The 23,711-nt window shown below is 53.7% G+C and carries 21 protein-coding genes; 12 read left to right on the top strand and 9 right to left on the bottom strand.

Translation table 11 applies throughout. The features are described 5' to 3' along the window. Nucleotides 1-238 precede the first annotated feature (238 nt). Nucleotides 239-1,129 (top strand): TIGR01777 family oxidoreductase, encoded by an 891-nt coding sequence (locus PAECUDRAFT_RS23085; RefSeq protein WP_006040587.1) that lies wholly within the window; start codon nt 239-241, stop codon nt 1,127-1,129. Here PAECUDRAFT_RS23085 and PAECUDRAFT_RS23080 read toward each other — a convergent pair whose 3' ends face one another. From PAECUDRAFT_RS23080 to PAECUDRAFT_RS23060, 5 genes are all read right to left on the bottom strand, one after another. Beyond that, nucleotides 1,130-3,922, bottom strand: a complete 2,793-nt coding sequence (locus PAECUDRAFT_RS23080; RefSeq protein ID WP_006040586.1) for a starch-binding protein — start codon at nt 3,920-3,922, stop codon at nt 1,130-1,132. It lies immediately after the preceding gene. A 403-nt stretch (nt 3,923-4,325) separates the two neighbouring features. Further along, a complete protein-coding gene (locus tag PAECUDRAFT_RS23075) occupies nt 4,326-4,748 on the bottom strand; it encodes a hypothetical protein (RefSeq protein WP_006040585.1) in 423 nt (140 codons plus the stop codon). Between the two features lie 174 nt (nt 4,749-4,922). After that, nucleotides 4,923-5,390: a heme-degrading domain-containing protein gene (locus tag PAECUDRAFT_RS23070; protein WP_144266641.1), complete on the bottom strand. Its 468-nt coding sequence runs from the start codon at nt 5,388-5,390 to the stop codon at nt 4,923-4,925. Nucleotides 5,391-5,478: 88 nt separating this feature from the next. After that, nucleotides 5,479-6,918, bottom strand: coding sequence for a sensor histidine kinase (locus tag PAECUDRAFT_RS23065; protein ID WP_006040583.1), 1,440 nt, complete (start codon nt 6,916-6,918; stop codon nt 5,479-5,481). Beyond that, nucleotides 6,919-7,647, bottom strand: a complete 729-nt coding sequence (locus tag PAECUDRAFT_RS23060) for a response regulator transcription factor (protein ID WP_006040582.1) — start codon at nt 7,645-7,647, stop codon at nt 6,919-6,921. 163 nt (nt 7,648-7,810) lie between these two features. Between PAECUDRAFT_RS23060 and PAECUDRAFT_RS23055 the strand changes: the two genes are divergently transcribed. After that, nucleotides 7,811-8,707: a hypothetical protein gene (locus PAECUDRAFT_RS23055; protein WP_006040581.1), complete on the top strand. Its 897-nt coding sequence runs from the start codon at nt 7,811-7,813 to the stop codon at nt 8,705-8,707. A 91-nt stretch (nt 8,708-8,798) separates the two neighbouring features. Here the strand turns inward: PAECUDRAFT_RS23055 and PAECUDRAFT_RS23050 are convergent, their stop codons facing one another. Both PAECUDRAFT_RS23050 and PAECUDRAFT_RS23045 read right to left on the bottom strand, forming a co-directional pair. After that, nucleotides 8,799-9,815: an SDR family oxidoreductase gene (locus PAECUDRAFT_RS23050; RefSeq protein WP_006040580.1), complete on the bottom strand. Its 1,017-nt coding sequence runs from the start codon at nt 9,813-9,815 to the stop codon at nt 8,799-8,801. A gap of 41 nt (nt 9,816-9,856) precedes the next feature. Further along, nucleotides 9,857-10,663 (bottom strand): lipase family protein, encoded by an 807-nt coding sequence (locus PAECUDRAFT_RS23045; RefSeq protein ID WP_006040579.1) that lies wholly within the window; start codon nt 10,661-10,663, stop codon nt 9,857-9,859. Nucleotides 10,664-10,864: 201 nt separating this feature from the next. Here PAECUDRAFT_RS23045 and PAECUDRAFT_RS23040 point away from each other — a divergent pair, with 201 nt between their 5' ends. Together PAECUDRAFT_RS23040 and PAECUDRAFT_RS23035 are read left to right on the top strand one after the other, a co-directional pair. After that, nucleotides 10,865-11,926, top strand: a complete 1,062-nt coding sequence (locus PAECUDRAFT_RS23040) for an LLM class flavin-dependent oxidoreductase (protein WP_006040578.1) — start codon at nt 10,865-10,867, stop codon at nt 11,924-11,926. A gap of 50 nt (nt 11,927-11,976) precedes the next feature. Beyond that, on the top strand, nt 11,977-12,276 hold the full coding sequence (locus tag PAECUDRAFT_RS23035) for a hypothetical protein (protein ID WP_006040577.1): 300 nt from the start codon (nt 11,977-11,979) through the stop codon (nt 12,274-12,276). Nucleotides 12,277-12,715: 439 nt separating this feature from the next. Here PAECUDRAFT_RS23035 and PAECUDRAFT_RS23025 read toward each other — a convergent pair whose 3' ends face one another. Then, complete coding sequence (locus PAECUDRAFT_RS23025) at nt 12,716-13,576, bottom strand: AraC family transcriptional regulator (RefSeq protein ID WP_006040576.1); 861 nt, start codon at nt 13,574-13,576, stop codon at nt 12,716-12,718. 207 nt (nt 13,577-13,783) lie between these two features. Here PAECUDRAFT_RS23025 and PAECUDRAFT_RS23020 point away from each other — a divergent pair, with 207 nt between their 5' ends. The 4 genes from PAECUDRAFT_RS23020 to PAECUDRAFT_RS23010 all read left to right on the top strand — a co-directional run bounded on the left by PAECUDRAFT_RS23020 (nt 13,784) and on the right by PAECUDRAFT_RS23010 (nt 15,749). Beyond that, nucleotides 13,784-14,434, top strand: a complete 651-nt coding sequence (locus PAECUDRAFT_RS23020; RefSeq protein ID WP_006040575.1) for a hypothetical protein — start codon at nt 13,784-13,786, stop codon at nt 14,432-14,434. Between the two features lie 298 nt (nt 14,435-14,732). Continuing rightward, nucleotides 14,733-15,335 carry a sigma-70 family RNA polymerase sigma factor gene (locus PAECUDRAFT_RS23015; RefSeq protein ID WP_006040574.1) on the top strand — a complete coding sequence of 201 codons (603 nt, stop codon included), beginning with the start codon at nt 14,733-14,735 and terminating at the stop codon, nt 15,333-15,335. A gap of 5 nt (nt 15,336-15,340) precedes the next feature. After that, nucleotides 15,341-15,511 carry a YvrJ family protein gene (locus PAECUDRAFT_RS25425; protein ID WP_006040573.1) on the top strand — a complete coding sequence of 57 codons (171 nt, stop codon included), beginning with the start codon at nt 15,341-15,343 and terminating at the stop codon, nt 15,509-15,511. Then, nucleotides 15,501-15,749 (top strand): helix-turn-helix domain-containing protein, encoded by a 249-nt coding sequence (locus tag PAECUDRAFT_RS23010; RefSeq protein ID WP_006040572.1) that lies wholly within the window; start codon nt 15,501-15,503, stop codon nt 15,747-15,749. Before PAECUDRAFT_RS25425 ends, PAECUDRAFT_RS23010 begins: the two co-directional genes overlap by 11 nt. A gap of 311 nt (nt 15,750-16,060) precedes the next feature. On the opposite strand, the gene PAECUDRAFT_RS23000 is transcribed toward PAECUDRAFT_RS23010, so the two are convergent. Next, nucleotides 16,061-17,233, bottom strand: a complete 1,173-nt coding sequence (locus PAECUDRAFT_RS23000) for a YhgE/Pip domain-containing protein (RefSeq protein ID WP_006040570.1) — start codon at nt 17,231-17,233, stop codon at nt 16,061-16,063. A 191-nt stretch (nt 17,234-17,424) separates the two neighbouring features. On the opposite strand from PAECUDRAFT_RS23000, the gene PAECUDRAFT_RS22995 reads away from it, so the two are divergent. From PAECUDRAFT_RS22995 to PAECUDRAFT_RS22980, 4 genes are all read left to right on the top strand, one after another. Beyond that, a complete protein-coding gene (locus tag PAECUDRAFT_RS22995) occupies nt 17,425-18,072 on the top strand; it encodes a TetR/AcrR family transcriptional regulator (RefSeq protein WP_006040569.1) in 648 nt (215 codons plus the stop codon). A 212-nt stretch (nt 18,073-18,284) separates the two neighbouring features. Then, nucleotides 18,285-18,626, top strand: a complete 342-nt coding sequence (locus tag PAECUDRAFT_RS22990; RefSeq protein WP_006040568.1) for a DUF4234 domain-containing protein — start codon at nt 18,285-18,287, stop codon at nt 18,624-18,626. 68 nt (nt 18,627-18,694) lie between these two features. Further along, nucleotides 18,695-19,024 carry a DUF2752 domain-containing protein gene (locus PAECUDRAFT_RS22985; RefSeq protein ID WP_233516810.1) on the top strand — a complete coding sequence of 110 codons (330 nt, stop codon included), beginning with the start codon at nt 18,695-18,697 and terminating at the stop codon, nt 19,022-19,024. A 145-nt stretch (nt 19,025-19,169) separates the two neighbouring features. Beyond that, entirely contained in the window at nt 19,170-23,516 is a 4,347-nt protein-coding gene (locus PAECUDRAFT_RS22980) for a DUF7507 domain-containing protein (RefSeq protein WP_006040566.1), read from the top strand. Nucleotides 23,517-23,711: the final 195 nt, after the last annotated feature.

Raw genomic sequence — 23,711 nt, 5'->3', positions numbered from 1 at the left:
TGCAATAACTGCCGCCTAACACCCCACCTACCATAGCGGGACTCAAGGCATCACACCCCAAAAAAAGGCGGTGCAGAATATGCTGCACCGCCTTTTCGACCCTCGACCGCAGCAATAGCCCGCCGCCACTGCCGTTGTACCGCAAATCAACTAACTCGACTAACAAATAGATTGTGAAGTATGCACAAGTATACTACGATGGGTACAAATGGATGCGCATACATAGGAGGAATACCAAGTGAAGAAGAAGGTTGTGTTAGCAGGCGGAACCGGCTTTATCGGACAGTACTTGGAACGCAAATATCAAGAGCTCGGTTATGAGGTCCTCATCCTATCAAGGCAGCCGCAGCATATTTCATGGCAGGATGCCCCTCGCATTAAGGAAGCGCTGGAGGGCGCCGAGCTGCTCGTCAACCTGGCAGGCAAATCGGTAAACTGCCGCTATAATGACGCTAATAAAGAAGCAATACTCCGCTCGCGCACAGAGACGACAGCGATTCTGGGACAAGCGTTAGGCGCCTGCACCTCTCCCCCGCCGCTATGGCTCAACTCCAGCACGGCAACCATCTATCGGGATGCATCAGATCGGCCCATGACCGAAACAGAAGGCGATATCGGCACGGGCTTCTCGGTCGAAGTGGCCAAAACGTGGGAGCGCGCCTTATTCGCCTTCGAGCTTCCACGGACGAGACAAATTGCGCTGCGGATTTCGATCGTACTCGGCGCAAGCGGCGGCGTCATGACGCCCTATCGCAACCTTGTCCGCTTCGGACTTGGCGGCGCGCAGGGCTCAGGCGACCAGCGCTTCAGCTGGATTCACATCGAGGACTTGTTCCGAATCCTTCAATTTCTCCAGCAGCATGAAGAGCTGAGCGGAGTCTTCAACTGCTCGTCGCCCAAGCCCGTAACAAACCGCATCTTCATGCGCGAAATGCGGCGGGCAATGAACCGCCGCATCGGCTTGCCAGCCGCTGCATGGATGCTCGCTGTCGGCGCCTTCGCGCTTCGTACGGAAACCGAGCTCATTACGAAGAGCCGCTGGGTGATACCCGAGCGGCTCTTGCAAGAAGGCTTCGTATTCCAATTTCCTGAATTAGATGCTGCGCTTGCTGATTTATTGACACATTAGTTATTGAAACGTAACGTTTACCACTGGGTTGCTAGCCGATACCGTGTAGGTATGGTTAGCGCCGCCTTCCCATACGACAGTGCTGCCACTTTTCTTGATTGCTTTAAATTGGATGGCAGTGCCTGCAGGCAGATTGACCGTGAACGACCATGTCGGATAATTCGTCGTGCTGCCTGGTCCGATTGCTTTCGTCGGATCCCAGTTGCCCAGCTCCGTCGTGCTGCCGACGAGATATACGCTTTGTCCCGAAACCGTCGTTGCGTTGCTGACATTGAACGTAACTGCCACCATCTGGCCGTCAACTGGCTTCTGAGCCGTAATGACGCCGTCCTTGATCCAAGCATCTTGCGTTACCGCATAACCAGCTTGTTGAGATGCAGGCAGCTGCTGCCCGTTGCTGTTGAAGATCACATTCGCTTTGGTCCAACCCGTCAGCGTGTACGAGTACCAGCCATCGCCTTCACTCGTCATTGCTGCGCCCGGCCATGCAGCATTTACTTTCGTCGGGCTTACGGACTCATCGTAAGCGTAAACGTTCGGCGTTCCCCAAGCGGCAGGCTTGTAGAAGTGTACCGTAATGTTATTTTGCTGCTGAAGCTGCTTCGTGAACGTGAATGTCTTCGACGTGCTCGTTCCCGCAGTCGCATTGGAAGCATTGATCGTCAGCGTGTACGCTGTGCCTGAAGCCGCGCCCGCACCGATCGTAATCTTCTGTCCCGAAGTAAAGGACGTTGCAGCCGCGCCATTCAGGGAATAGCTAGCTGATGTAGCATTCGTGTAGCTCATCGTCACATCAAGGCTATCGGTGCTGAACGTGCCTTCCGCCTTGTCGATGGACACAGTTGGCGTTACTACTGTAACGTCCGGATTGCTCGGATAGATGACGCTGTCCTTAATCCACTTCTCGCCCGTTACTGCAAAGCCCGGTTGGCTTGCGCCCGGCAACTGGTTGCTTCCGGAGTTGAAGATTACTTTCGCTTGCGTCCAAGCTGGAATCGAATAAGCGAACCAGCCGTTGCCTTCGTCTTGCATTGCAGCGCCTGGCCATGCTGCACCAATTTTGGTCGGCGTTACGGAATCATCGTAGTAGTAGATGTTCGGCGTTCCCCAGCTTGATGGCTTGTAGAAATGCACTTTAAGCGCAGCGTTCGGGTCCGCTTTCGTGAACGTGTACGTCTTAGTGACCGCGCCTGCCGTAATTTTCAGCACGAAGGACGTGCCGATTGCTGCGCCTGCCCCGAAGCTGATCGAGGAGCCCGAGCTAAACGAAGTAGCCGTGCCGTTGTTCAGCGAGTACGTAGCTGACGTCGCACCGGAATACGACATCGTTACGCTCAGAGCATCCGTATAGAATGCGCCTTCTGCCTTGTCAATCGAAATGCCTGTTGAAGCAGCAGCTTCATACAGAACTGCGATCTTGCCGCTGCCGAGGAAGCCCGTAATCTTGCCATTGGATACGGTGAACGTGCCGCCGCCTGATGCTTTATTCGTATAAGTGCCGTTTGCAAGGTTCGTATCCGAGTTAATCTGAGCGTCTCCGCCAAGATTAACGATCGTCATGCCCTTCGTTCCGCGCTCCACCAACATGATTTGGCTGCCTTGCGTACGCAAGTACTCGCCTTGGCCAATCATTGCATTATGGAATTTGTTGACTGCAACCACGTCAGCATCTTTCCACAGATCGTTGCCTTGTACGCCCAGCGTGCTTGCGAACTTGCCTCCGCCTGCTGGTCTGTTGAAGAATAATGCATTCGATTGAGCACGAGCTGCGATGATCGACCAGCCCATTTTGATCTGCCAATCGTTTAAATAAGTGGATACACTTTCGTTGTTCGCATACGTATCATGGGATTCTACCCACGTTACCAGTTTAGATGGACTTACATTATCCGCGCTGTAGTCCTTCGCACCGTCTACGTTTTTGTTCGTTACCGCGCTTCGGATGCTGCCGCCGTAGTGGTCAGCCAATAGCCCCATGTAGTTTGAATATGCCGAGAAACGGTCAGCTCCGCCTTGAAGAACTTCACCATAAATGAACTGGCTATCCTTGTTGGTCAGCGAACCTAACACGCGAGTCCAGAAGTTCGAAGCAGCGCCATTAGGATCATCAGGAAGCTCGATATGCTTCGCAGCATCGAATCGGAATCCGTCCGCGCCCAGCGAAATCGCATCATTTAGGAATCCGATAATCATATTTTGCAGCTCTTGATTGGATGTGTTCAGATCCGGTAGGCTGATAGCCCATTGCGTAACCTGCCATCTGTTGCCCCAGTCTTGAACCGTTGTCGCTTGATGCCAGAAGTTCGGGTTATCTCGAATTGCAGGATCGACACTGCCCGAAGGCTGCAGCTGCTGGCTGCCCCCGCCGGCATTCGCTGTGTGGTTGGCGACAACGTCGACGATGATGCTGATGCCATATTTGGCCGCCTCTTCGCACATGCTCTTGAATTGGTCTCGGCTGCCTAGCTGCGCATTGCCGATTTTGAAGTTCGTCGGCTGATAGAGCAGCCACCATTTGCTTCCGTCCATTGTGCTTTCCTTTGTCCCTTGAATCGGGGACGTTTGAATCGACTTGTAGCCCGCTGCCGCAATAGCCGGAAGGTTATTCTTGATTGTATCGAACGACCAGTTCCATGCATGGAGGATGAGTCCGTCCTTCGTTTGGGCCGGAAGCCCATATTCCTCGCCCGCTGCTTGCACCGTGCTTGGCGTCGATGCCGTGTAGCTTATCGCTTGAATCAGTAGAGCCGCGAATAAAACGATGCTCCAAAACCGTATAGCCCGTGTTTTCATACTTACCTTTCCTCTCCCTTATCCGATTAGTTAATCCTTGTCCGACTCATGAAGTGCGCTGCATTTATTCAATTCCATCCACTCTGAAGTAAAATTAAAGCTGGGCTAATGACTGCGTGGTATGTAACCGCTTCCAAAAATGCGCTGATGATTAGTTTCCCGCTATACGCTCCCTCCCGTGAGCTCGCTCCGCTCGACAGCACCAGATTCATCTCATATTCGTTTTTTCGAAATCCGATCCAATTTGCAAACGTTTGCACATTGGCATGTATGCGGTTACAGGTGTATATTAACATCACAAAATCACACAGTCAATGGGTAATAGGAAACCGGTATCCTAGCACCTACTCTCATTAAGGATACCGGTTTCCTATTTTAACAACTCCTGCTTAGGGAATAGTTCTTATAAACCATCGATTGCCGACTGAATTTTCCCGCCAAACTTTTCGATCTTACCGCCTGTAGCGAAATAAACGACTAGCACATTTTGTTTCTCGTAATTTTTAATGGCAGTCAACGTCGTGACGGTGTAATGCTGTTGTTTGATCGCTTCTTTCAAATCTTGGTTAGAATCAAATTGATAAACATAGACGGATTCGGCGTTAGCTGCATCCTCGTTTGGAGCTGATATAGCGAACAAACGCGGTTTTACTTGCGCGAGTGCGTCACTATCCGCTTCTCCTTTGTCAATTGGCGTAAGTCCCTCTGCTTTCATAGCACGAACTACTTCGTCAAGCGTTCTATCATTATCCGCTTCATGACCGACGTTACAGGCTGCCATAATCATTACGAATGCAAAGAGAAGAAGAATAGATCGAAACTTCATAGGCCCTTACCCCCTGTTAAGATACCTATTTAACGCTGAGGTTCCAGGTAATGTTACGCCCTGCCGCTTGGTAAATTAAGGTCGTTTAAGACAGGAACTAAGCAAAAAATAAAAAGCAACTCCAATGGGAGCCGCTTCTATTTAAAACCTGCGCTATTGCTTACTTTATCCCAATTAGCGACTTGCAAGCAGCCGCCGAACGCCCGCAACGGCGACAGCATGATCCTCTTCGCCCGTTAGTCCGGACACGGTTACCGTGCCTACTTTGCCCTGTCCCCGCACGATAATCGGAAACGAGCCGCCCTCGCCCTGATAATCCGATGATGGCAGATTCGCGCTTTCCGCGAACGTCGTCCCTTGCGCTTTGTACGATTCGCCGACATACAGCGAGCTATGCCCAAAGTGGTTTACGACATTCTTCTTCGTGTTCACCCAATACGCATTATCCTTGCTCGTGCCCGCCATGTAATGCGTGAACAGCGGATGCTCATCGTTCTCGATATGAATGGCAATGCCTTGGCCGACTTCCTCATTGGCGATCTGAATAATGAATAAACCCAGCTGCAGTGCGTCTTGGTGGGTGAAGGCATCAAATTGAAGCTCTTCTTCTTGGGTAAGCAATTGTTGCAAAATTTCACTCATCATCGCCATCTCCTTCAGCTTTTCGGCTCAGTGGCCCATCCCCTTATTCTAATCGGTGAAATAAGCGGATCGCAAGACGCGCCCTTGATCAGGGCTGAGGAAATGCAAACCGGAATTCGGCGCCGCCTTCCCGTCCATTAGCCGCTGACAGCTTGCCGCCGCTGCGCTCCACGATAGCCCGGGAGATCGCAAGCCCCAGCCCCGTTTCGCCGCCCTTGCCTTTGACAAACCGATGGAACAAGTTCGGCAGCAGCTCCTCGGTAATTCCTTCTCCATCATCGGTGATCGTCATGACGACCTGCCCCTTCGCAAGCGTCGCCTCAATCCGAATCTGCGCGCCCGCGTGCCTAATGGCATTCGCCACTACATTCAGCAGCGCCTGCAGCAGCTTATCCCGATCCGCATATACGATCAGTCCGGCATCGCACGCAAGGTGAAGGCTCTTCTCATGCTTCACGAGCATCGGATTAACCCGCTCCGCCGTCTCCGTCAGCAGCTCCTTCAGGGGAACCGGCGCAGGCTTATAAATATCTTCTTCGCTATCGAGCTTAGCCAGAAGCGTCATCTCGGTCACGATTTTCTTTAATCTGCCGCTTTCGCGGACGATGATATCAAGCCCTTTGCGCACGCTCTCCCCTTCGAATATGCCGTCCCGTATGCCCTCGGCATAGCCAGCGATCGACATGAGCGGCGATTTCAATTCATGCGAAGCATTTTGGAAAAAGTGCTTCTGCACCCGATTGAACCGATTCAACTCGCCTGCCATCTCGTAGACCGTCTTCGCGACCGACCCGATCTCGCCGCCTGCCCGCACGAGGCTGACCTGCGCGAACTGGCGCGACTTGATCTTCGTTAATTCCTCGCGCAGCTTCATGAGCGGCTTAATAAGCTTCTTCGTTACAAAATAGCTCAGCATCAGCATCAGCACGAAGCTTAGCCCTACGATGAGCAGCAGCTGTTTGAGCAGCGCAAACTCAATTTCCTTTATCTTGCTAATCGGTGACAGCAGCGTTAAAGTCCCCTGCGGGATCTGGTTCACCTCGACCAAATACCGCCCGTCCGTCCCGTCCCACAGGCTCTGCATGCTTAGCGACCCCGCTTTCGCCACAGTGGTGGCAGGCAGCGTTGCGTGTACGCTTTCGAGCGATGACGGCCACTCGCTCAGCACATTGCCTTGCGCATCGGTCACAATCGCCTCTACGCCAGCCGCCATTGGGGCCGACTTTGTTTCCGTAAGCGTCGGCGTGAATACCGGCATCGGCGTCGAAATCCCGCTGCCGTGGACCTCAATCGCGTCGCCCTGCCCTGCTGTCGTCTTATCGACGGGCAGTCCCGGTATCGGAATTGACTCCCCCGGCTGCGCGCTGACCAATTGAGCGGTAATCGCCGTCCCCATCGAACGCATATCCGCTTTCTGCGAGCCGATGAAATGATCGAGCAATACATAGTGGATTAATAACGCCGTAATGCCAAGCACCAGCACCAGCGCGGCGCCGAATGCCAAATTGATTTGATGAACCAGCTTCATCTACAGCACGCCCCCCTCAATTCGCATTCGATAGCCATGGCCCCAGACTGCCTCGATCGGCAGCATGTCCGCCTTCTTCCGTATCCGCTTAATCAAATGGTCAACCGCACGGTCGCTGCCGAAATAGTCGTCCCCCCATACCAGCGTCAGCAGCTCTCCCCGCGTGAAGGCGCGATTCGGATGCTCGGTGAACACCCTCAGCATGTCGAATTCCTTGTTGGTCATCTCAACCTCTTCGCCCTGCCAGAACACGCGCCGCTCCTCGGGGATGAGCGCAAGGCCGTTCACCAAAATACGCGCAGCAGAGGATGCGGCGTCGACCCCCGCAGAGCTGACGCCATCAGGCGCTATCGCCCGCTGCTGCCGCTGCAGCTGCCGTTTCACCCTTGCGACCAGCTCGCGCGGGCTGAAGGGCTTTACCATATAGTCGTCGCTGCCAAGCTCCAGCCCTAATATTTTATCCACCTCGGTATCTCGGGCGGAGATCATGATGATCGGCACCTCGGCCTCGTTGCGAATCCGCCTGCACAATTCATAGCCGTCCATGCCAGGCAGCATCAGGTCAAGCACCCATAGGTCCGGCGGGCTGGCCTTCCACAGCTCCCACGCTTCCTCTCCGCTGCCGAGCCCAACCGTTCGATAGCCTTCTTTATGTAAATAAGCCTCTACCAGCTGGCGAATCGCCTCATCGTCGTCGACGACCGCAATGCAATAGGAGCTGTTGTCCATGACCGCTAAACCTCCCTGATTATCCTGCCTTCAGTATAACAACACGCTAGCCGCAATAGGGGCATGCCATCGTTTTTCCACAAATCCACCAACGTTCTGCCACACCTGCTCTGTACAGTTAGTCATGCAAGGCCAATCCACCTAAAACAGGAGTGTTGAACTGATGAAGAACAAGCTCACGATTACCCGTTTCGCCATGTCCGCTGTCCTGCTGTCCGCCGTCGCTTTCCCGGCTATCTCGAATGCCGACAGCCCGAATACGTCCGCTAAGACCGCACCACTTAACGTATTGACCGTTAAAACAGAGACAGTCGCAGCACCAGCTGGCACCGTTGCTGCGACTCCCGCTTTTGCAGTAACCAGCTTCACCGACCCTACCGAGCTCGCCAAAAAGTATGCGCCGGACACAGTATCCGATTGGAAGGAAACGATAGCGCAGTATGAGAAGCTTGCGGGCGACAAAATCATTCATGGCGGAATCGCAGTAGCGGCTCCAGCGCTGGTGCCAGCTCCAGGTGCTGATGGGAAGATAATCACGATTCAAGCCGACGACAAAGGCGTAATGACAGTAGTTGAAGGCAAAGCAGGCGAGCTTCCTCCGCTGCCCGTGCCGCCTGTAGGTACAGCAACCGTAACGGCGCCCGCCAAGCTTGTTCCCGCTGAGGCCGGCAAGCCTTCCGCAGATGGCAAAGCAACGAAGGTTATCATTGCGCAAAGCGTCAGCGGCACGGGCGCATTGCCTGCACTGCCTGCGCTTCCAGCCGGAGAAGCAGGCAAAGACACAGTGAAGATTGCAAACGCGCCAACTGCCCAGCTCCAAGGCGGTATCTCGATAACCCAAGTCGGCCCACTTGAGGAAGGCAAAGCGATCGAGATTCATGCCGTCTCCGAGATGGATGAGTCGGACATGGCGTTCATCAAAGCCGAGATCGCTTTGGCTGAAGCTGTGCAAGCCGATAAGCCTGGCGACATTAAGCAAGCGCTGAGCGAGCTGCTGAAGCAGTACAAAGTCCAAATTGCCGAGCTAAAAACAGAGACGGCACAAAAAACGACGAAATAACGACACATAAGCAGGACCGGGTTCCCTGCACCCAAAAGAAAAGTCCTCGTTCTCCGCGGCTTATGCCGCTGAGAGCGAGGACTTTTTTGCTTTATTCTTTTATCCGTGCTACGGCATCTTCCAGTACCGCTATCACTTTGTCGCACCAGCGGTCGAAGGCTTCGTCCTCGATCTGATGCTCCGGATGGGCCAATACATAGTCAATCGTCTGCTTAACGCCCTGATCAAAGCGCGTCGTAGCCACGAATGCCGGCACAAGCCGCTTCAGCTTGCTATTATCGAACACAACCGAATTGGCTTTGTCCCCGAGCAGTCCGCCTCTATAATCCTCCGTGCTGCAAGCGTCCAAGAACGCCGATGCCACGTGCACCGCATTCAGCTTCACGCCGAGTGCGCTGGCAATCGATTCGTAAACTTGGTTCCACGTAACCGTCTCGTCCGAGGTAATCTGGACCGATTCGCCAATCGCGTGCAGGTTGCCCATCAGGCCGATGAACCCTTTGGCGAAATCGCTGTTATGCGTCATCGTCCAGAGCGACGTGCCGTCCCCGTGAATAATGACCGGCTTGTTCTCCAGCATCCGCTTCGCAACCTGCCACGTGCCCTTGCTGCCGTGTACACCTAGCGGAATCGACCGTTCGTCGTACGTGTGGCTCGGCCGAACGATTGTAATCGGGAAGCCCTGCTCCCTATATTGCTTCACGAGGTATTCCTCGCAGGCGATCTTGTTGCGGGAATACTCCCAGCACGGATTCGACAGCGGCGTACCTTCGGTGATGCGATAATCAGACAACGGCGTTTGGTAAGCGGAAGCCGAGCTGATAAACATGAACTGCTTCGTTTTGCCATGGAACAAACGGTAATCGCGCTCCAGCTGCTCCGGTACGAAAGCGATAAAATCGGCAACAACGTCGAACGAGTGATCGGCGATCAGCTCGGCGACACGCGCTTCGTCGTTAATATCCGCTTGCAAAATACGAGCGCCCGCAGGCAGCTCCTCGTTCCGCGTTCCCCTGTTAAGCAAGTACAGCTCGCAGCCCTGCGCCAGCAGCTGCTTCGTAATCGCCGTACTAATCGTGCCTGTGCCTCCAATGAATAAAGCTTTCATCACGCACCTCCGTTATCGATGTGAATGCTTGCTTGCTGAGGCTAAGCGTTCGGCTTGCTGCATTTGCAGATATCCGCCTGCTCGTCTCCCATTACATACAAGTATGTACTTAACGCATGATAACATGGAATCGAATGCTTGAGCGGGAACAGCGTCGAGTTAATCGACAAGCCCGGCTCGATATGGCGATAGCCAGCCAGCTCGATCGGCATTTTGGGCACAATGTCCGGCTCATTGAATATGCGCGTCTGGTTCATGTTTAGCGCTTGGAACGCTTCAACGAACGCCTTGTCGCCGACGCGCGGAGAGGCAAAGGTGACAAGCTCGGTCTGCACGCCTTTGCTTGCAGCTACGAAAGCATGCAGCGTCGCAAGCGAGCTGCCCAGGCTATGGCCCGTCACGACGAGCTTCGTGCCTGCGGGCAGCGTATCGATTTGCGCCAGCAGCGTCTGTTGCTGCGGCTTGCTTGGATCGACATACTCAACGAGCATGCCGCGGTACAAGTTCGTAAACCCTTGCTCCGTCTTGCCGCTGCCGGGCACCTCGTGGAACGTTTCGAGAATAAATTCAAAATCGGAAATCCAGTCCATGCCGCTCTCCGTGCCGCGAATTGCGACAACCTGCTGCGTGGGATCGGCTGCCGACTGTGCGATAAAGCCGCCAAACTCCCGCTCATGAATCGATTCGACGCGCGGCGTCATCGTCAGATTCGCGATTCGCTCCCAGCCTGCCGGGAAATTGTCCGGCGTTGCCGGATTCACTTGGTCGGACGCATACATTTGATAAGCGATTTCTACAAACTGTCCCCATGCAATAGCTGTTGCCATGCTCGTAGGTTGATCCATCATCGAGTCCCCCTGTTGTTTGCCAAATATTCGCTGGTTTCTTCTCCCATTGCTTCTACGTAAGCAGGCAGGAAACCTTCTCGACGGGGATGATTTGCGGCGGGTAACCGTTGAAAATGCGATTATTACTTATTTTAATTGAGAAACTATATGTTTTTTAGTAAACTGGACATATAGCAATCTATTTGAGGAGGCGTGTTCATCATGACAAACCCGGTCAACACGATGGAAATAGGCATCAGCACGTTTTTGGAAACAACGCCCGACCCGACGACTGGCGTCATCATGAGCCATGCCGAGCGGCTGCGCAATGCGGTAGAGGAAATCGTTCTTGCCGATCAAGTCGGACTTGACGTATATGGCATCGGCGAGCATCATCGCCCAGACTACGCAGGCAGTTCTCCTGCAACTGTGTTAGCGGCTGCGGCTGCTATGACGAAGCATATCCGACTGACGAGTGCGGTAACTGTGCTTTCATCGGATGATCCCGTCCGCGTCTATCAGCAATTCGCCACGCTGGACGGCATTTCGAACGGCCGCGCGGAAATTATGGCAGGCCGCGGCTCGTTCATCGAATCGTTCCCGCTGTTCGGCTACAGCCTCGACGATTATAACGAGCTGTTCGACGAGAAGCTGGAGCTGCTGCTCGCGATTCGCGATTCGGAGAAGGTGAACTGGCGCGGCGGGCATCGTCCGGCCATTCAGAACTTGGGCGTCTACCCGCGTGCGGTCCAAAGCCCGCTGCCGGTATGGATTGCTACCGGCGGCAATCCAGAGTCCGCCGTACGTGCGGGCATGCTCGGCCTGCCGGTTGCTTTCGCTATTATCGGCGGCATGCCGGAGAGCTTCGCGCCGCTGGTCGAGCTGTACAAGAAAGCCGCGCTGCGCGCAGGCCACGATCCTAGCAAGCTGCAGATCGCGACGCATTCGCATGGCTTTGTCGGCGACACGACCGAGCAGGCGGCGGAATCGTTCTACCTGCCGACACAGACGCAGATGAACGTGATTGGCCGCGAGCGGGGATGGGGCCAGTCGTACAGCCGCGCCACCTACGACCAAGCGCGCAGCCTTCGCGGCGCGCTATATGTCGGCGATCCCGAGTACGTCGCGGAGAAAATTTTGCTGCTCCGCAAAAACCTCGGCGTGACGCGCTTCTTCCTGCACGTCAACGTCGGCACGATGCCGCATCGCGAGGTGATGCGCGCGATCGAGCTGCTCGGCACGAAGGTTGCGCCGATCGTGCGCAAGGAGCTGGCGAAGCCGTAAGCCTCGCCGCACGACGGTGCGGCGCCTTGCGCTAAGGCGAGGCTCGCCGCATGGCGATGCAGCGCCTTGCGCTAAGGCGGGGCTCGCTGCACGGCGGTGCGGCGCCTTGCGCTAAGGCGAGCTCGCTGCATGGCGATGCAGCGCCTTGCGCTAAGGCGAGCTCGCTGCATGGCGATGCAGCGCCTTGCGCTAAGGCGAGCTCGCTGCATGGCGATGCAGCGCGTTGCGCTAAGGCGAGCTCGCTGCACGGCCATGCAGCGCCTTGCGCTAAGGCGAGCTCGCTGCACGGCGATGCAGCGCCTTGCGCTAAGGCGGGGCTCGCTGCATGGCGATGCAGCGCCTTGCGCTAAGGCGAGCTCGCTGCACGGCGATGCAGCGGCCTTGCGCTAGGGCGGGGCTCGCTGCACGGCCATTGCATTTCATGCAATGACTGCGACTCATTTGGCGCGCATGCGTTCCACCATTGCAATTCGTGCAACGGCGTCTGCCGAACGCGCGCGAAAAAGACGTGATTCCCGCTAATTCGGCGATCAGCCGCCAATTGTGATTGTACAGAATACAATGGCATGCCTATCTTCGCCATTTATTCACCGTTCTCATTGCACAAACTGCAATGGGGACTGCATCGCACCGCCCCCGCCCAAAAAATTACATTACGCTTGTCCGATCACACATACAAAAGACGCAACGCCCCCATGCGGATCGCCCTTCCAGCAGCATGCAGCGGCTCGCCATTGTACCTTTACCCAAATAAAACAAGACGACTGGCCCGCAGCCAGTCGCCTTGTTTTATTTTTTCACCACCGGTACCCAAAGCTCGTTCCTATTCTCCTCCATCGGCAGATAGTTCTCAATCGTCGGCAAGTACGCCAACTCATAGCCCGATACAGGGACCCACTCGGTATAGAGCCTCCTCCAGATGTCTTGGAGGTTTTCCGGCGGTCCGGGCGCGTCGAACACGGCCCACGTCGCTTGCGGAAAGTCCAGTTTGTTCATCCCCTCCGGAAGCTCCGTGCAATCGGAATCGGACGCAATCGCCAGCCAGTATTCAAACGATTCATTCCTCCCGAACTCCCCATTCGCGCAAACCCCGAGGATACCCCCGATTGGACATCCCTCTTGACGAATATCCCACAATACGCCGAATATGCCGCGATCCCGCGCGTCTGCCCACAAGCCCGGTATTCTGCTGAATGCCTCCTCTGTGCCCACCTGCTCCTGCAGCCCGACGACCGAGAACGGCCCTGCTTCTTCGATTCGATAATTCATCCCCGCAACCCCTTTAATCGAGAGTTGAAAGGACATCGGCGGGTAAGCTTTGAGCACGGTACCGGCTTTGCGCGCTTCTGTCGGCGTCGTGCCATGGAGCTGGACGAATGCGCGGGTGAAAGCCTCCGGCGATTCGTAGCCATAGCGGAGCGCAAGGTCAACCACCTTGATCGCGCTATGCTGAAGGTCGAACGCAGCGAGCGTCAGCCGTCGCCTGCGAATGTATTCCCCCAAGGAAACATCCGTTATAAATGAGAACATTCGCTGAAAATGATACGACGAGCAACAAGCAGCCTTCGCCGCGTCGGCATATGAAATTTCCTCCTGCATATGATCCTCGATATAGCGAATCGCCGCGTTCATCCGTTCTACCCATTCCATCGTCCACCGACATCCTTTCGCCATTTACTATAACGCCCCCGATTATCGAAAGCCGTGCATGCTGTGCACCATTATGCAAGGTTTTAGCCGATTCCACAATCTCTCCACTGGCGGAGCATACTGGTAAAGGCTTTTACAGACGATTATTAGGAATGGTATAATTTTCAAAAATAAGGCTCGACGCAATCCAGAAAGGGTGAATGCTGCTTGCGATTATTCAAAGGCCTATGCTTGCTGGTCCTGCTCATTGCTTTATCCAGCTGCACGAAAGAAACAGCGCCATCCGACTCGATTCGCGGGAATGCGTCGCCTGCTGCGGCTGAAGCCCGTACCGTGACGATTACCCCCGTTGACCTGTTTAAGGGGGATGGCAAGAAGTTTCAACCTTTTCTAGGCCTAATGTCAGGAGCGTTCAAAGTACAGTACGAAGGCGCTAAGCACAATGCTGCCCTGGATATTGAGCTATGGAAAGACGGCAAAAAAGCCAGCTTGGCCGGCTCGCTTAGCGACTTGTTTCTCAATGCCAAAGATACCGATCAGCGCGAAATTGAACTTATCATTTCAATCGATACGGTTACCAGCGCAAGCAGCAATCAAGAGCAGTTCACAACCATTAAAGTAGCAACGATGCGCGGCGATGGCTCCAGCCTCGCGACCTTCACCATTCCATGGGACAAAAAGCTGAGCACGCGCGGATTGATCCAGCCTAGCGAACCTCGTTCGCTTACCGATGCAGCGCCGATTTACGTGTGGGGCATGCAGGCTACGAGCAATGACATGATTCACACCGCGGATTTTTCACCGGATTCGCTAAGCAGCCTCGAATATGGCCTTCTTTTCACGCTGCGTTTTGATTAATTCCAAGCCATTATGAAATGATTGTCCGAAAGCAGACCCGTGCGCGCTGAACAAGCTTACGTATGTTTGCGTTATATGCCGGCGCCCCTTTTTCCTCTAGCACTCGAAGACCATTCCCCTAAAATGGGTGAATGTGGTATACTCCTAAAACGAACGTATGATCCCCTTTTTTTTATTGCGAAGGGGTTTTTTTGCACCAAAAATAAGAACGTATGTTCCTGTTTTGGTTGATTAATTATCCCCTTCTCACACTTTAGTAGCGTAGGGAGATTGAATTGCTTTGCTAGGAGTGAACCAAATGGCGCTATCAGAAGATCAACGCACCCGATTCTATGATTATTGCGACTGCCACCAAACCGTATTTAAAGACCGTGTCGTTCAGGAATTTTTCCAACAGGATCAGCATATCGAGCTGCTGGTTAATGCTCTTGATGGCAATGCTGAAGAAAAAAGAGCGCTTGAGGACCGATTCCGTAAACATTTCTTCCGTATCCGATTTATAAAATATCTCTTATCTACGATAAAGTATTGCACGCTTGATCAAATGCGGAAACAGCAAAAGCTCGATATAAACATGCCCCTTATCTTTGACCTTCCTTTAAAAGGTGAGGGGGGCAGCTCCACGCTGGGCGAAAGACTAACAAATTCAACCCAGCTAGCTCAAGCTGAACCGATATGCCCAGATCCTGCGAGGTTTGTTGACTTTCTATCTAATGAACAATTGGCACAAGCATTTAGCCAGCTTTCTCAAAAACAGCAGCAAGTAACGATGCTCTGCTATGCCCTCAGCTATAAGGACAATGAGATCGCGAAGATGATTGGCGTATCGCCCCAGGCAGTAGGAAAGACAAGAAACCTTGCCCTTCGGAACCTTCGTCAAGCCATGACTGGAAGGAGGTGATCGCTTTGGACGAAGCATCTCTGCTAACTGCAATCAGCCAAGTCGGCTTTCCCATTGTGTTAACAGGTTATTTGCTTATCCGTTTTGAGAAACGCCTTGAAGTACTCAACGAAAGCATCATGAAGCTAACAGAAGTTATCACTAAAAAAATGAGCGAGGAAAGCCATGGAAAATGATCTTTTTGAATTAGTCGCCCGTGCCCAGGATGGAGACAAAGAAGCTTTGGTCACAGTCATTTCCTACATCGCTCCCGCTATTCATGGGGCGCGATGCAAGATGAAGGGTGATCGTCAGGACGATCTGGAGCAGGTCATCATCGAAACCGTAATTAAAAAAATTATGTCCTATGATCTCCACACGACGCCTGACTTTACTGATTTTTGCCGCCATATCGATGACCAGCATCATAAATAAAGCAAAGAGGTCCCGGGCCAGGGGCCTCTTTGCTTATTTACGGAAAAATCATATACTGGAAAAACCAAGAAAGGGTACTATTCGTCAGTAGAAAAAGAACTTTTCGGAGGAGGCGAATAACCTAAATGAAGGATTCCATCACAAAAACCTATTTATTAAAAACTGTCATTTCCCTATTCCTCTTGCTAATCATTTTGGACATAACACTAATACTATATGCTTTCGATTATGCAATCATTTATATGAAACCCTCATTCTACATAGCGTTAGTCGCGTCACATGGAATACTCTTTCATTTCCTCACCTTACCCTTAAGCCGCTGAATTCACAGCTGTCGTCGCTTTGCCTTTTTTCAATCCGGACAATAATAGCAGCACGAGGAAGCCGCCTGCGATGGACCAGAGTACCGCAGCGTTGTCGCTTGCCGCGCCTAACCCGCCGAAGTACATCACTTCGCGCAAGCCGACTGCGACGAATTTGAGCGGCGTCCACGAATAAATCCAGTCATGGGAAGCTGCTGACAAAAACTCCGGCGCCATGTTCAGCAGTGGCATGGAGAAGAACATAAGCAGCACGAGAATCCCCATGGCAGGGAAGCCGATCCAATTGAGCAATGCCGACTGCAAGAGGAAAAATGCCGATCCCGCCAGCCACAGGAACATCCAAGTTGCCGTTGCTTGCGCAAGCTCCATGCCGTACCACGAGGATGCCATCCATACGAGGAAGCCCGAGCCGAATCCGACGAATACGGTACCGACAATCGGCTGCGCAATGAGCGTCCCCCATCTGCCCGCTCCTGTCTTGCGTGCACTCCCATTAGAGAGGAACAGCACCATGGCTGTAACCAGGCTGCCCATCCACATAATTTGCGTCAGCATGCCTGGCGCATTGCCCGTCGCATTGTTCGTTCCTACCGCGTGAACGGTCTCTTCCGTGACGTTGATCGGGGACAGCAGCGCCTGCGCCGAGGCAACCGGGATTTGCCCTGTCGCTTTCCCCATTTGCTCGAGCATCGACTTGGACAGCTCCGTATTGACCATTTTGATCGCGAGCCCAAGGCCCTGCTTCACTACGGTTGCAGCCTGCGAATTCAAGCCTTCGTTCGCAATGACGAGCGCCGTTGCCGCCTTCGGCGTCGGGCTCATGATCGAAGCAACACCCGCGCTAAGGTCAGCTGGCAGCACCAATGCGCCATAATATTCGCGGTCATCCAACCCCGCCCGCGCTTCCTCTTCTGTCGCCACAACCGTCCAAGTCAGCGGCAGCTGCTTATTCGCCGTCAGCTTTTCCTTCAATGTCTCGCCGATCGCCAGCTTGCCGCCTGTAGGCAGGTCAACGGATTGATCAAGCACGACGAGCGCCACCGGTACATTCTTCGGCTTCACAGACACCACCGAGCCCATCATTGCCGCGCCGAAAATAACGAATACAAGCATCAGAATCAGCAAGCCGATCCATACCATTTTTTGTTTTAACAATGCCATATGGTTTTACGCTCCTTCATTTTATAATAAACACAATGTTGATTAATAATCACACTGTTTATTATAATAAAGGAGCAAAGAAAGACAATAATCACTTCTGCGCGCAGTGTTCATTAATCATCACTGAGGCGTGCCAGTGTTCACTGGGATCATCAATAATTTTAGAATGCGGGAATGCGAGGTGCTGCCGGATGGCTGACAAAATGGATCGGAGACAGCAGCGAACGAAGCAGCTGTTATACGATGCGCTAATGAGCCTGATTGAAGAAAAAGGGCTGGAGCACGTAACCGTTACGGATATCGCCAATCGGGCCGAGGTAAATCGGGGGACCTTCTACTTGCATTATCAAGACGTTCCCGACATGGTTCAGCAGCTCAAGGAAGCGGTGTTTGAACAGATGCGTACCATCATCGTTCGAATAGACCCTCAGCAGTCGATCCAATATGCGAACAAGAACGAGCCATACCCGGTTATTATTGAGTTGTTCGAGGAGCTGGGAAAACATGCTGACTTCTACCGGGTCATGCTTGGTCCCAAGGGAGACCTCTCTTATGCGATCCAATTGCGAAAGCTGATAAGCAAGAATGTATACGAGAAGTTCAACTACCTGCCTCGCAGCAATGGTCTACCTGTTCCGATCGACTACATGATTGCCTTCGTATCGTCAGCGAACCTTGGGATGATTATGCATTGGTTCGAATCCGGGATGTCCCTAACCCCCCGTGAGATGGGCGCGATGATGACGAACATCATTAATTTCGGGCCGCTCACTACGTTTGGACTGCGGGATTTGCCAGTACGCAGCCCAGAGGACCATGAACAAATGAAGGAAACATAGCCGCGCAGACATCGCCTTTATTTCACAAAGCCAGCTTTCCGTAAGGATAACGCTGGCTTTTGTTGCGTTTCGACACTGTTTTCTTATTTTTTACAAAATATTTATTGTCAGCATTGATTTATTCTCATATAATAAAAATGTTGTTTTTTGGAATTTAATTCAGGTTTTTAGATGTATTCTCTGCTAGAAAATATGATCTAGGACGGTGTGTTGTGGTTAACAAGAGGGGCGTCGCAGCAGCAATCATTTTATCTTTCATTACATGCGGAATTTACGCGATTTATTGGTTTATTGTGATGACTGAAGATGCAGGAAAGCTCAGCGGGGATCGTGATTTCACAGGCGGAAAGCATTTCCTCCTCGTGCTCGTTACTTGCGGGATTTGGAACTATATTTGGGCTTACCAGTTGGGCAAGCACATCGACGAAGCTCAGCGCCAACACGGCTTGCCGGTATCCAACAACTCGACGCTGTACGTAGTCTTGAACATTTTTGGACTAGGTATCGTAACGTATGCGCTTGCACAAGCAGATATTAACCGGATGGCTGCCTAAGCATGGCGCCCATTCGCAGGAGGAACCTCAAGCTAGCTTGGGGTTCCTCGTTTGTCGTTGGGGGACTGTTGTATCTTAAAGTCTGGCTGCCGTTGACAGGCCTCGGCATTCCTTGCCTTTTTCATGAGCTCACCGGCTTCTACTGCCCGGGCTGTGGCGTCACTAGAGCTGCCAAAGCTTTGTTGGCGCTCGATATGGAGCAGGCTTTCCGTTACAATTCGCTCATATTCGCTCTGCTGCCGCTTTATCTGGCCTACTTCATTGCCAACAAGAAACAACTGCAGCCTGCGAGCAAACTCCTAATGGCCGCTATGTTAACGTTAACGATTAGCTTCGGCATCCTGCGCAATATTCCCGAGTTCAGCTGGTTGGCCCCCCATGCGGCTATGGCCTCGTAATCTGCCAAGCTGGCAGCCCGATAAACATACTTCTCTTCCATTCCTCTATCTCACCCGTCCCGCTACATTCGCGCAATGTTGCCACATGTTATATCCTGCGCATGCATAAAATCGACTATGCAGCATACGGAAAAGGGGTGGAAAGGTGGCTAGTGAACGGCCAACGAATGACAGCGCACAAGCCGATTATTGGATCGGGTCCGGCGAGTCCGTCTTGTTTGATGCCGGGCAAAATCAAGGGGCAGGCGGGTTTGTCACCTACAACGACCTGCTTCGGATCTCCAAGGGCGCTCAGCTCGTATCTTCCGAGAATTGCGATTGCAAAGCGACGGTTACGTTAGATTTGGATGCCAAAGCCGCATCGTTCGAGTACTACCCGTCCCATCCGCTCGATGTCGTGTTCGTGCTGGACGTCACATCCAGCATGATGTCCGGCAGCAGCCTGAAGTTCGCGCAGGCAAAGCGAGCGATTATTGCGACGATCAACCAGATGTGGGCCGTCAACCGCAATACGACGGTCACCATCGTTCCTTACGGGCGCGATGCATTCCTCCCGAATCAGAGCCCCAGCACGGGCTTCTCGTACAATTATCTCGGTACATTGTTCCAGTGGAAGCGTTCCTCCTCCTTTCCCGGCTATTACATTGGCCAAATACTAGGCTACCGCAACCAATCGAACGTTAGCGCCGCCGCCTTGACCACCTTTCTGACCCAGTCTGCTCCAATGGCGGCGAGCGCCGAGCTGAGCCTGTACAACTACTACAACTATTACAAAATCAAATACAGCGATATCTATGACGATGCCGGCGTTCGCCGTCCTGATACGGTGCTATCCAACTATCTGGCCACGGTTTATAATCCGGCGCTTCCAGCCTACAACTCCAATCAGATCAAATCGGTCGCCACCGGCACGCCGTTAACCGCAACCGAGCTGCCTTACAGCATGAATGACAGCGGCTACGCGAACAACACCATTTTGGATAACCTCATGTGGGCGATCCCCTACTCAGAAGACACGAATACAGAGGCTGGCGTCCGCGCTGCCTATGAACTATTCAAGACGCCGGGCTTTGCCCAGTCGGACGACATCCTTCGCCGTGCCGTCATTCTCATAACCGATGGCCAAGCGAACCGCTCGATCAACCCGAATTATCCGAATTCGTATGCCGCGCCCGGCGATACGGACGCAACCTTTTTCCCTGATGTACCGAACGACCCGTGGAAGTACTTCGTGCAGCTGCAGCAGAGCGTCCCGACGCTGGTAAGCGAAATTTCGAGCAGATCGGCTACATTCAATGAGATTATCCTTGCCTCCCAGCGCGTGCTCGAAGTGACCAACCAGCTCAAAAATCCGGCTGACGGCAACACCTCGGTCTATGTGCTAGGAATCGATATTTCCGCGCAGTCGCCAGGACCCTATAATCGGCAAAATGTGATCGAGCTGCTCGCCAGCTCAGCAACGGCGCCGTCCTTCTTCCGTGAAGCGGCGACTAGCGACCCGCAGAGGCAGATTGAAGCGCTCCTGGCTGCGCTCGTCCAGGATTTGTTCCAGCTTTCCGCCGGACTGAGGGTCGTCCTACACGACCAGATCAATACGGCGCTGTTCGCCTACGTGCCAGGCTCGATTCGCATTAGCGGCATCCGCGACGGGCTGCTGCTCAAATCGCCGAACCAGCCGGTCATTATCGATCCGGATGATCCGGAATTTACTATCTATCCAAAAGCCGCTTTATTGCCCGATGTTAGTGACGCCACCGTATCGAGCAGCGGTACGATCGTTATCGACTTCGGCGTTCTGCCCGTAGGCCTGCTGTCGAACACAAGCAACACCCGCATCTCATTATCCTATCTCGTGCAGTCGAACCCGCTTGCTAATGGCGACCAGCTGCCTACGAATATCGATCAAGAAACGTATGTCACCTTCAACGAGCCTAGCCATCAGCAAAGCGCTGCGGGCGTTGTCGTATACGACACTCCGCCTCGTACGCTGTTTTTCCAATCGCCGACAATCGCCTGCTCCTGCTCGCCTTTCGCCGCTTTATCGGTACTGAAGGTTCCGGACCGCTCAACCGCCTTCGCGGGCGAACAGGTGAACTATATCATTCAAGTCGTGAACACCGGCAATCTGCCGCTAACGAGCATCAAGGTCGATGATGCGCTGCTTGGCATTCATTTGACCATACCGGCACTTGCCCCTCTTCAATCATTCGTAGCCACATTCCCCTACATCGTTCCGCCCAACACGCCGATTGGGCCGCTTACGAACACGGTTGTCGTGACGAATGAGGCCTTCGCCGACCCGCATACGGCGACTGCCGTTGTGCTCATCGTGAATACGCCTTCCTTGCTGTTCACGAAGACGGTCAACAAGAAACAAGCGCATCCCGGCGAGCTTGTCACCTTCACATTGACGACGACGAACAACGGCAATATCGACTTGGTCAACGTGCGTGTCACCGACCCCTTGCTCGGCATTGATACCGTTATTGACCGCATTCCGCAAGGCGCGACGATTACGGCGGATTTCCCTTATATTATTCCACTCAACGCAACGATCGGATCGATCATCGTGAATGTAGCGACCACGGTCGTCGAATCCTTGCCGCCGTTAACGGTAGGAGCCACCGTAGAGGTGCTCGATACCTCATTGCTTGCTATTGAAAAGCTCGTTGATCGAACGCAAGCCGCTCCAGGCGAAACGGTCATTTTCACCCTTATCGTCACCAATAAAGGCAACGCCCCGCTAACGAACGTCCGCGTCACCGACCCTACGTTAGGGCTCGATACGACGCTTCCATCGCTGGCAGCTCAGCAGTCTACGCCGATCACATTTCCGTTTCTCATTCCGCTGGAGACGACGCCTAAAACCTACTTCAACACCGCCGCCGCTATCTCCGATCAGACCGGCCCGGTGGAAGGAAGCGCCCAACTGGAGGTGCTTCCGACGCCCGCCGTCGGTTTAGCCAAAAAAGCTGATCGACTTACAGCGGCTCCCGGCGAGACGATCCAATACGAGCTGATCGTTGCGAACCCCGGCAATGTGGCGCTTGGGCCGTTCCGGCTCACTGACGAGCTGCTCGGCATCGATCAGACTGTATCTGGGCTTGCCGTCGGCGAATCGCAGCGCTTCGAGGCGACGTATACCGTTCCGTTGAATGCGCTAATCGGATCGACCATAGCCAATCTGGCAAGCGCTGTGTCGCCTGAGGCGGGTACCGTCCAAGCGGAAGCTATCGTAACGGTCGTCGGCGCAGTGCTCGGCTTATCGAAGTCTGTTGAGCCCGCATTCGCGATGCCGGGACAGACGGTGTTTTATCACCTATCCGTTACGAATCTGTCGAGCTCGCCGCAGACGAACGTCCGGCTCATCGATGCGACGCTCGGATTGTCCGAAACCGTGCCGCTGCTGCAAGGCGGCGAGACCATTGTGCGGACAATTCCTTTTGTCATTCCAAATGTTCCTGACGGCACCGTCATCCCGAACCGCTTCACTTGCTCGTCCGATCAGGCGCTAGAGCAGAGTGCGGAGGCGGAGGTTGTCGCGTACACCGAGCTGACGAGCACGGCGCTGCGCGTAACGAAGCTGCCCAACGGCACCGTCGCTGCACCGGGCGGTACGATCGTCTATGCCGTCACCGTCGCCAACATTGGCGCCGCCACGGCCACCGATATTATCATTCGCGACTCCTTGACGGGTACGCAGCAGCGGATCGCCGTACTCGTGGCTGATGAAGAGCGGATCGTTACCTTCAGCTACGACGTGCCCGCACATACGGCGCAAGGTACGATTGTCCGCAATCGGGTCATCGTCACTTCGCCGCAGACCGATCCGGTCGAGAGCGAAGCCGACGTCATTATTGCGCTGCCCCATTTCCTGCTGCAGCTGACCAACGTCGTTGACCGCCCCGTTGCTGAACCGGGAAGCCTCGTCTACTTCACGGTGACCGTTCGAAATAACTCTGTATTCACGCTGACGAATGTGCGCATATTCGAAAATCTAACTGCCTTCACCACATCGCTGCCTTCGCTTGCTCCCGGAGAAAGCCGCGCATTCACGCTGCCTTTCCGCATTCCGCCGGACGCCATAGGCGGAACAGAATATGTGAGCATTGCGACCGCCTATTCCAATGAGACGCCGTTCGAGCAAGCGCCTGCTTCCACCGTCACCTTCACGATCCCTGATTTCAAAATCCGCGAAACCGTCGATCGGCCCGTCGTGTTCGGCGGAGAAACGGTGCACTTCACCATTACGTCTACGAATACCGGCAATGTAGACCTGATTCGCTATCGATTCGCAGCGCCGCTGCTCGGCGTTGTGTTCCAGACGGAGCGGTTCCCGATCGGCGCCGTCATTACAGGAAGGTTTCCGTTCGTTACGCCGGAAACTGACGAGGACATCGTCATACCAAGCCCCGTCACGGGCCAGGCAGACAATGCGGGGCCTAAGCAGGCGGAAGCCTCGGTTATTGTCATACCGGAGGATGACGAGTAAATCATCAGAATTTTGCATGAGGCTGCGATGCTGTGCGCCGCTTCGACGATGGATGTCGGAGCGGCTTTTTCGCGTGGCGGCGTGCCTGCGGTGCATGCGTGCTGCATGTCGTTCTAAAGCTCTACTTGCCCCGCTCGGCTTGGTTAACGGACCGGATAGCCGTTATTTGACGAAAATCGCGTCTTTTCCAGCTGC

The organism is Paenibacillus curdlanolyticus YK9, from assembly GCF_000179615.1.
In the GTDB taxonomy this organism is placed as follows: domain Bacteria; phylum Bacillota; class Bacilli; order Paenibacillales; family Paenibacillaceae; genus Paenibacillus_T; species Paenibacillus_T curdlanolyticus.
This window is presented reverse-complemented; position numbering and strand designations above follow the sequence as displayed.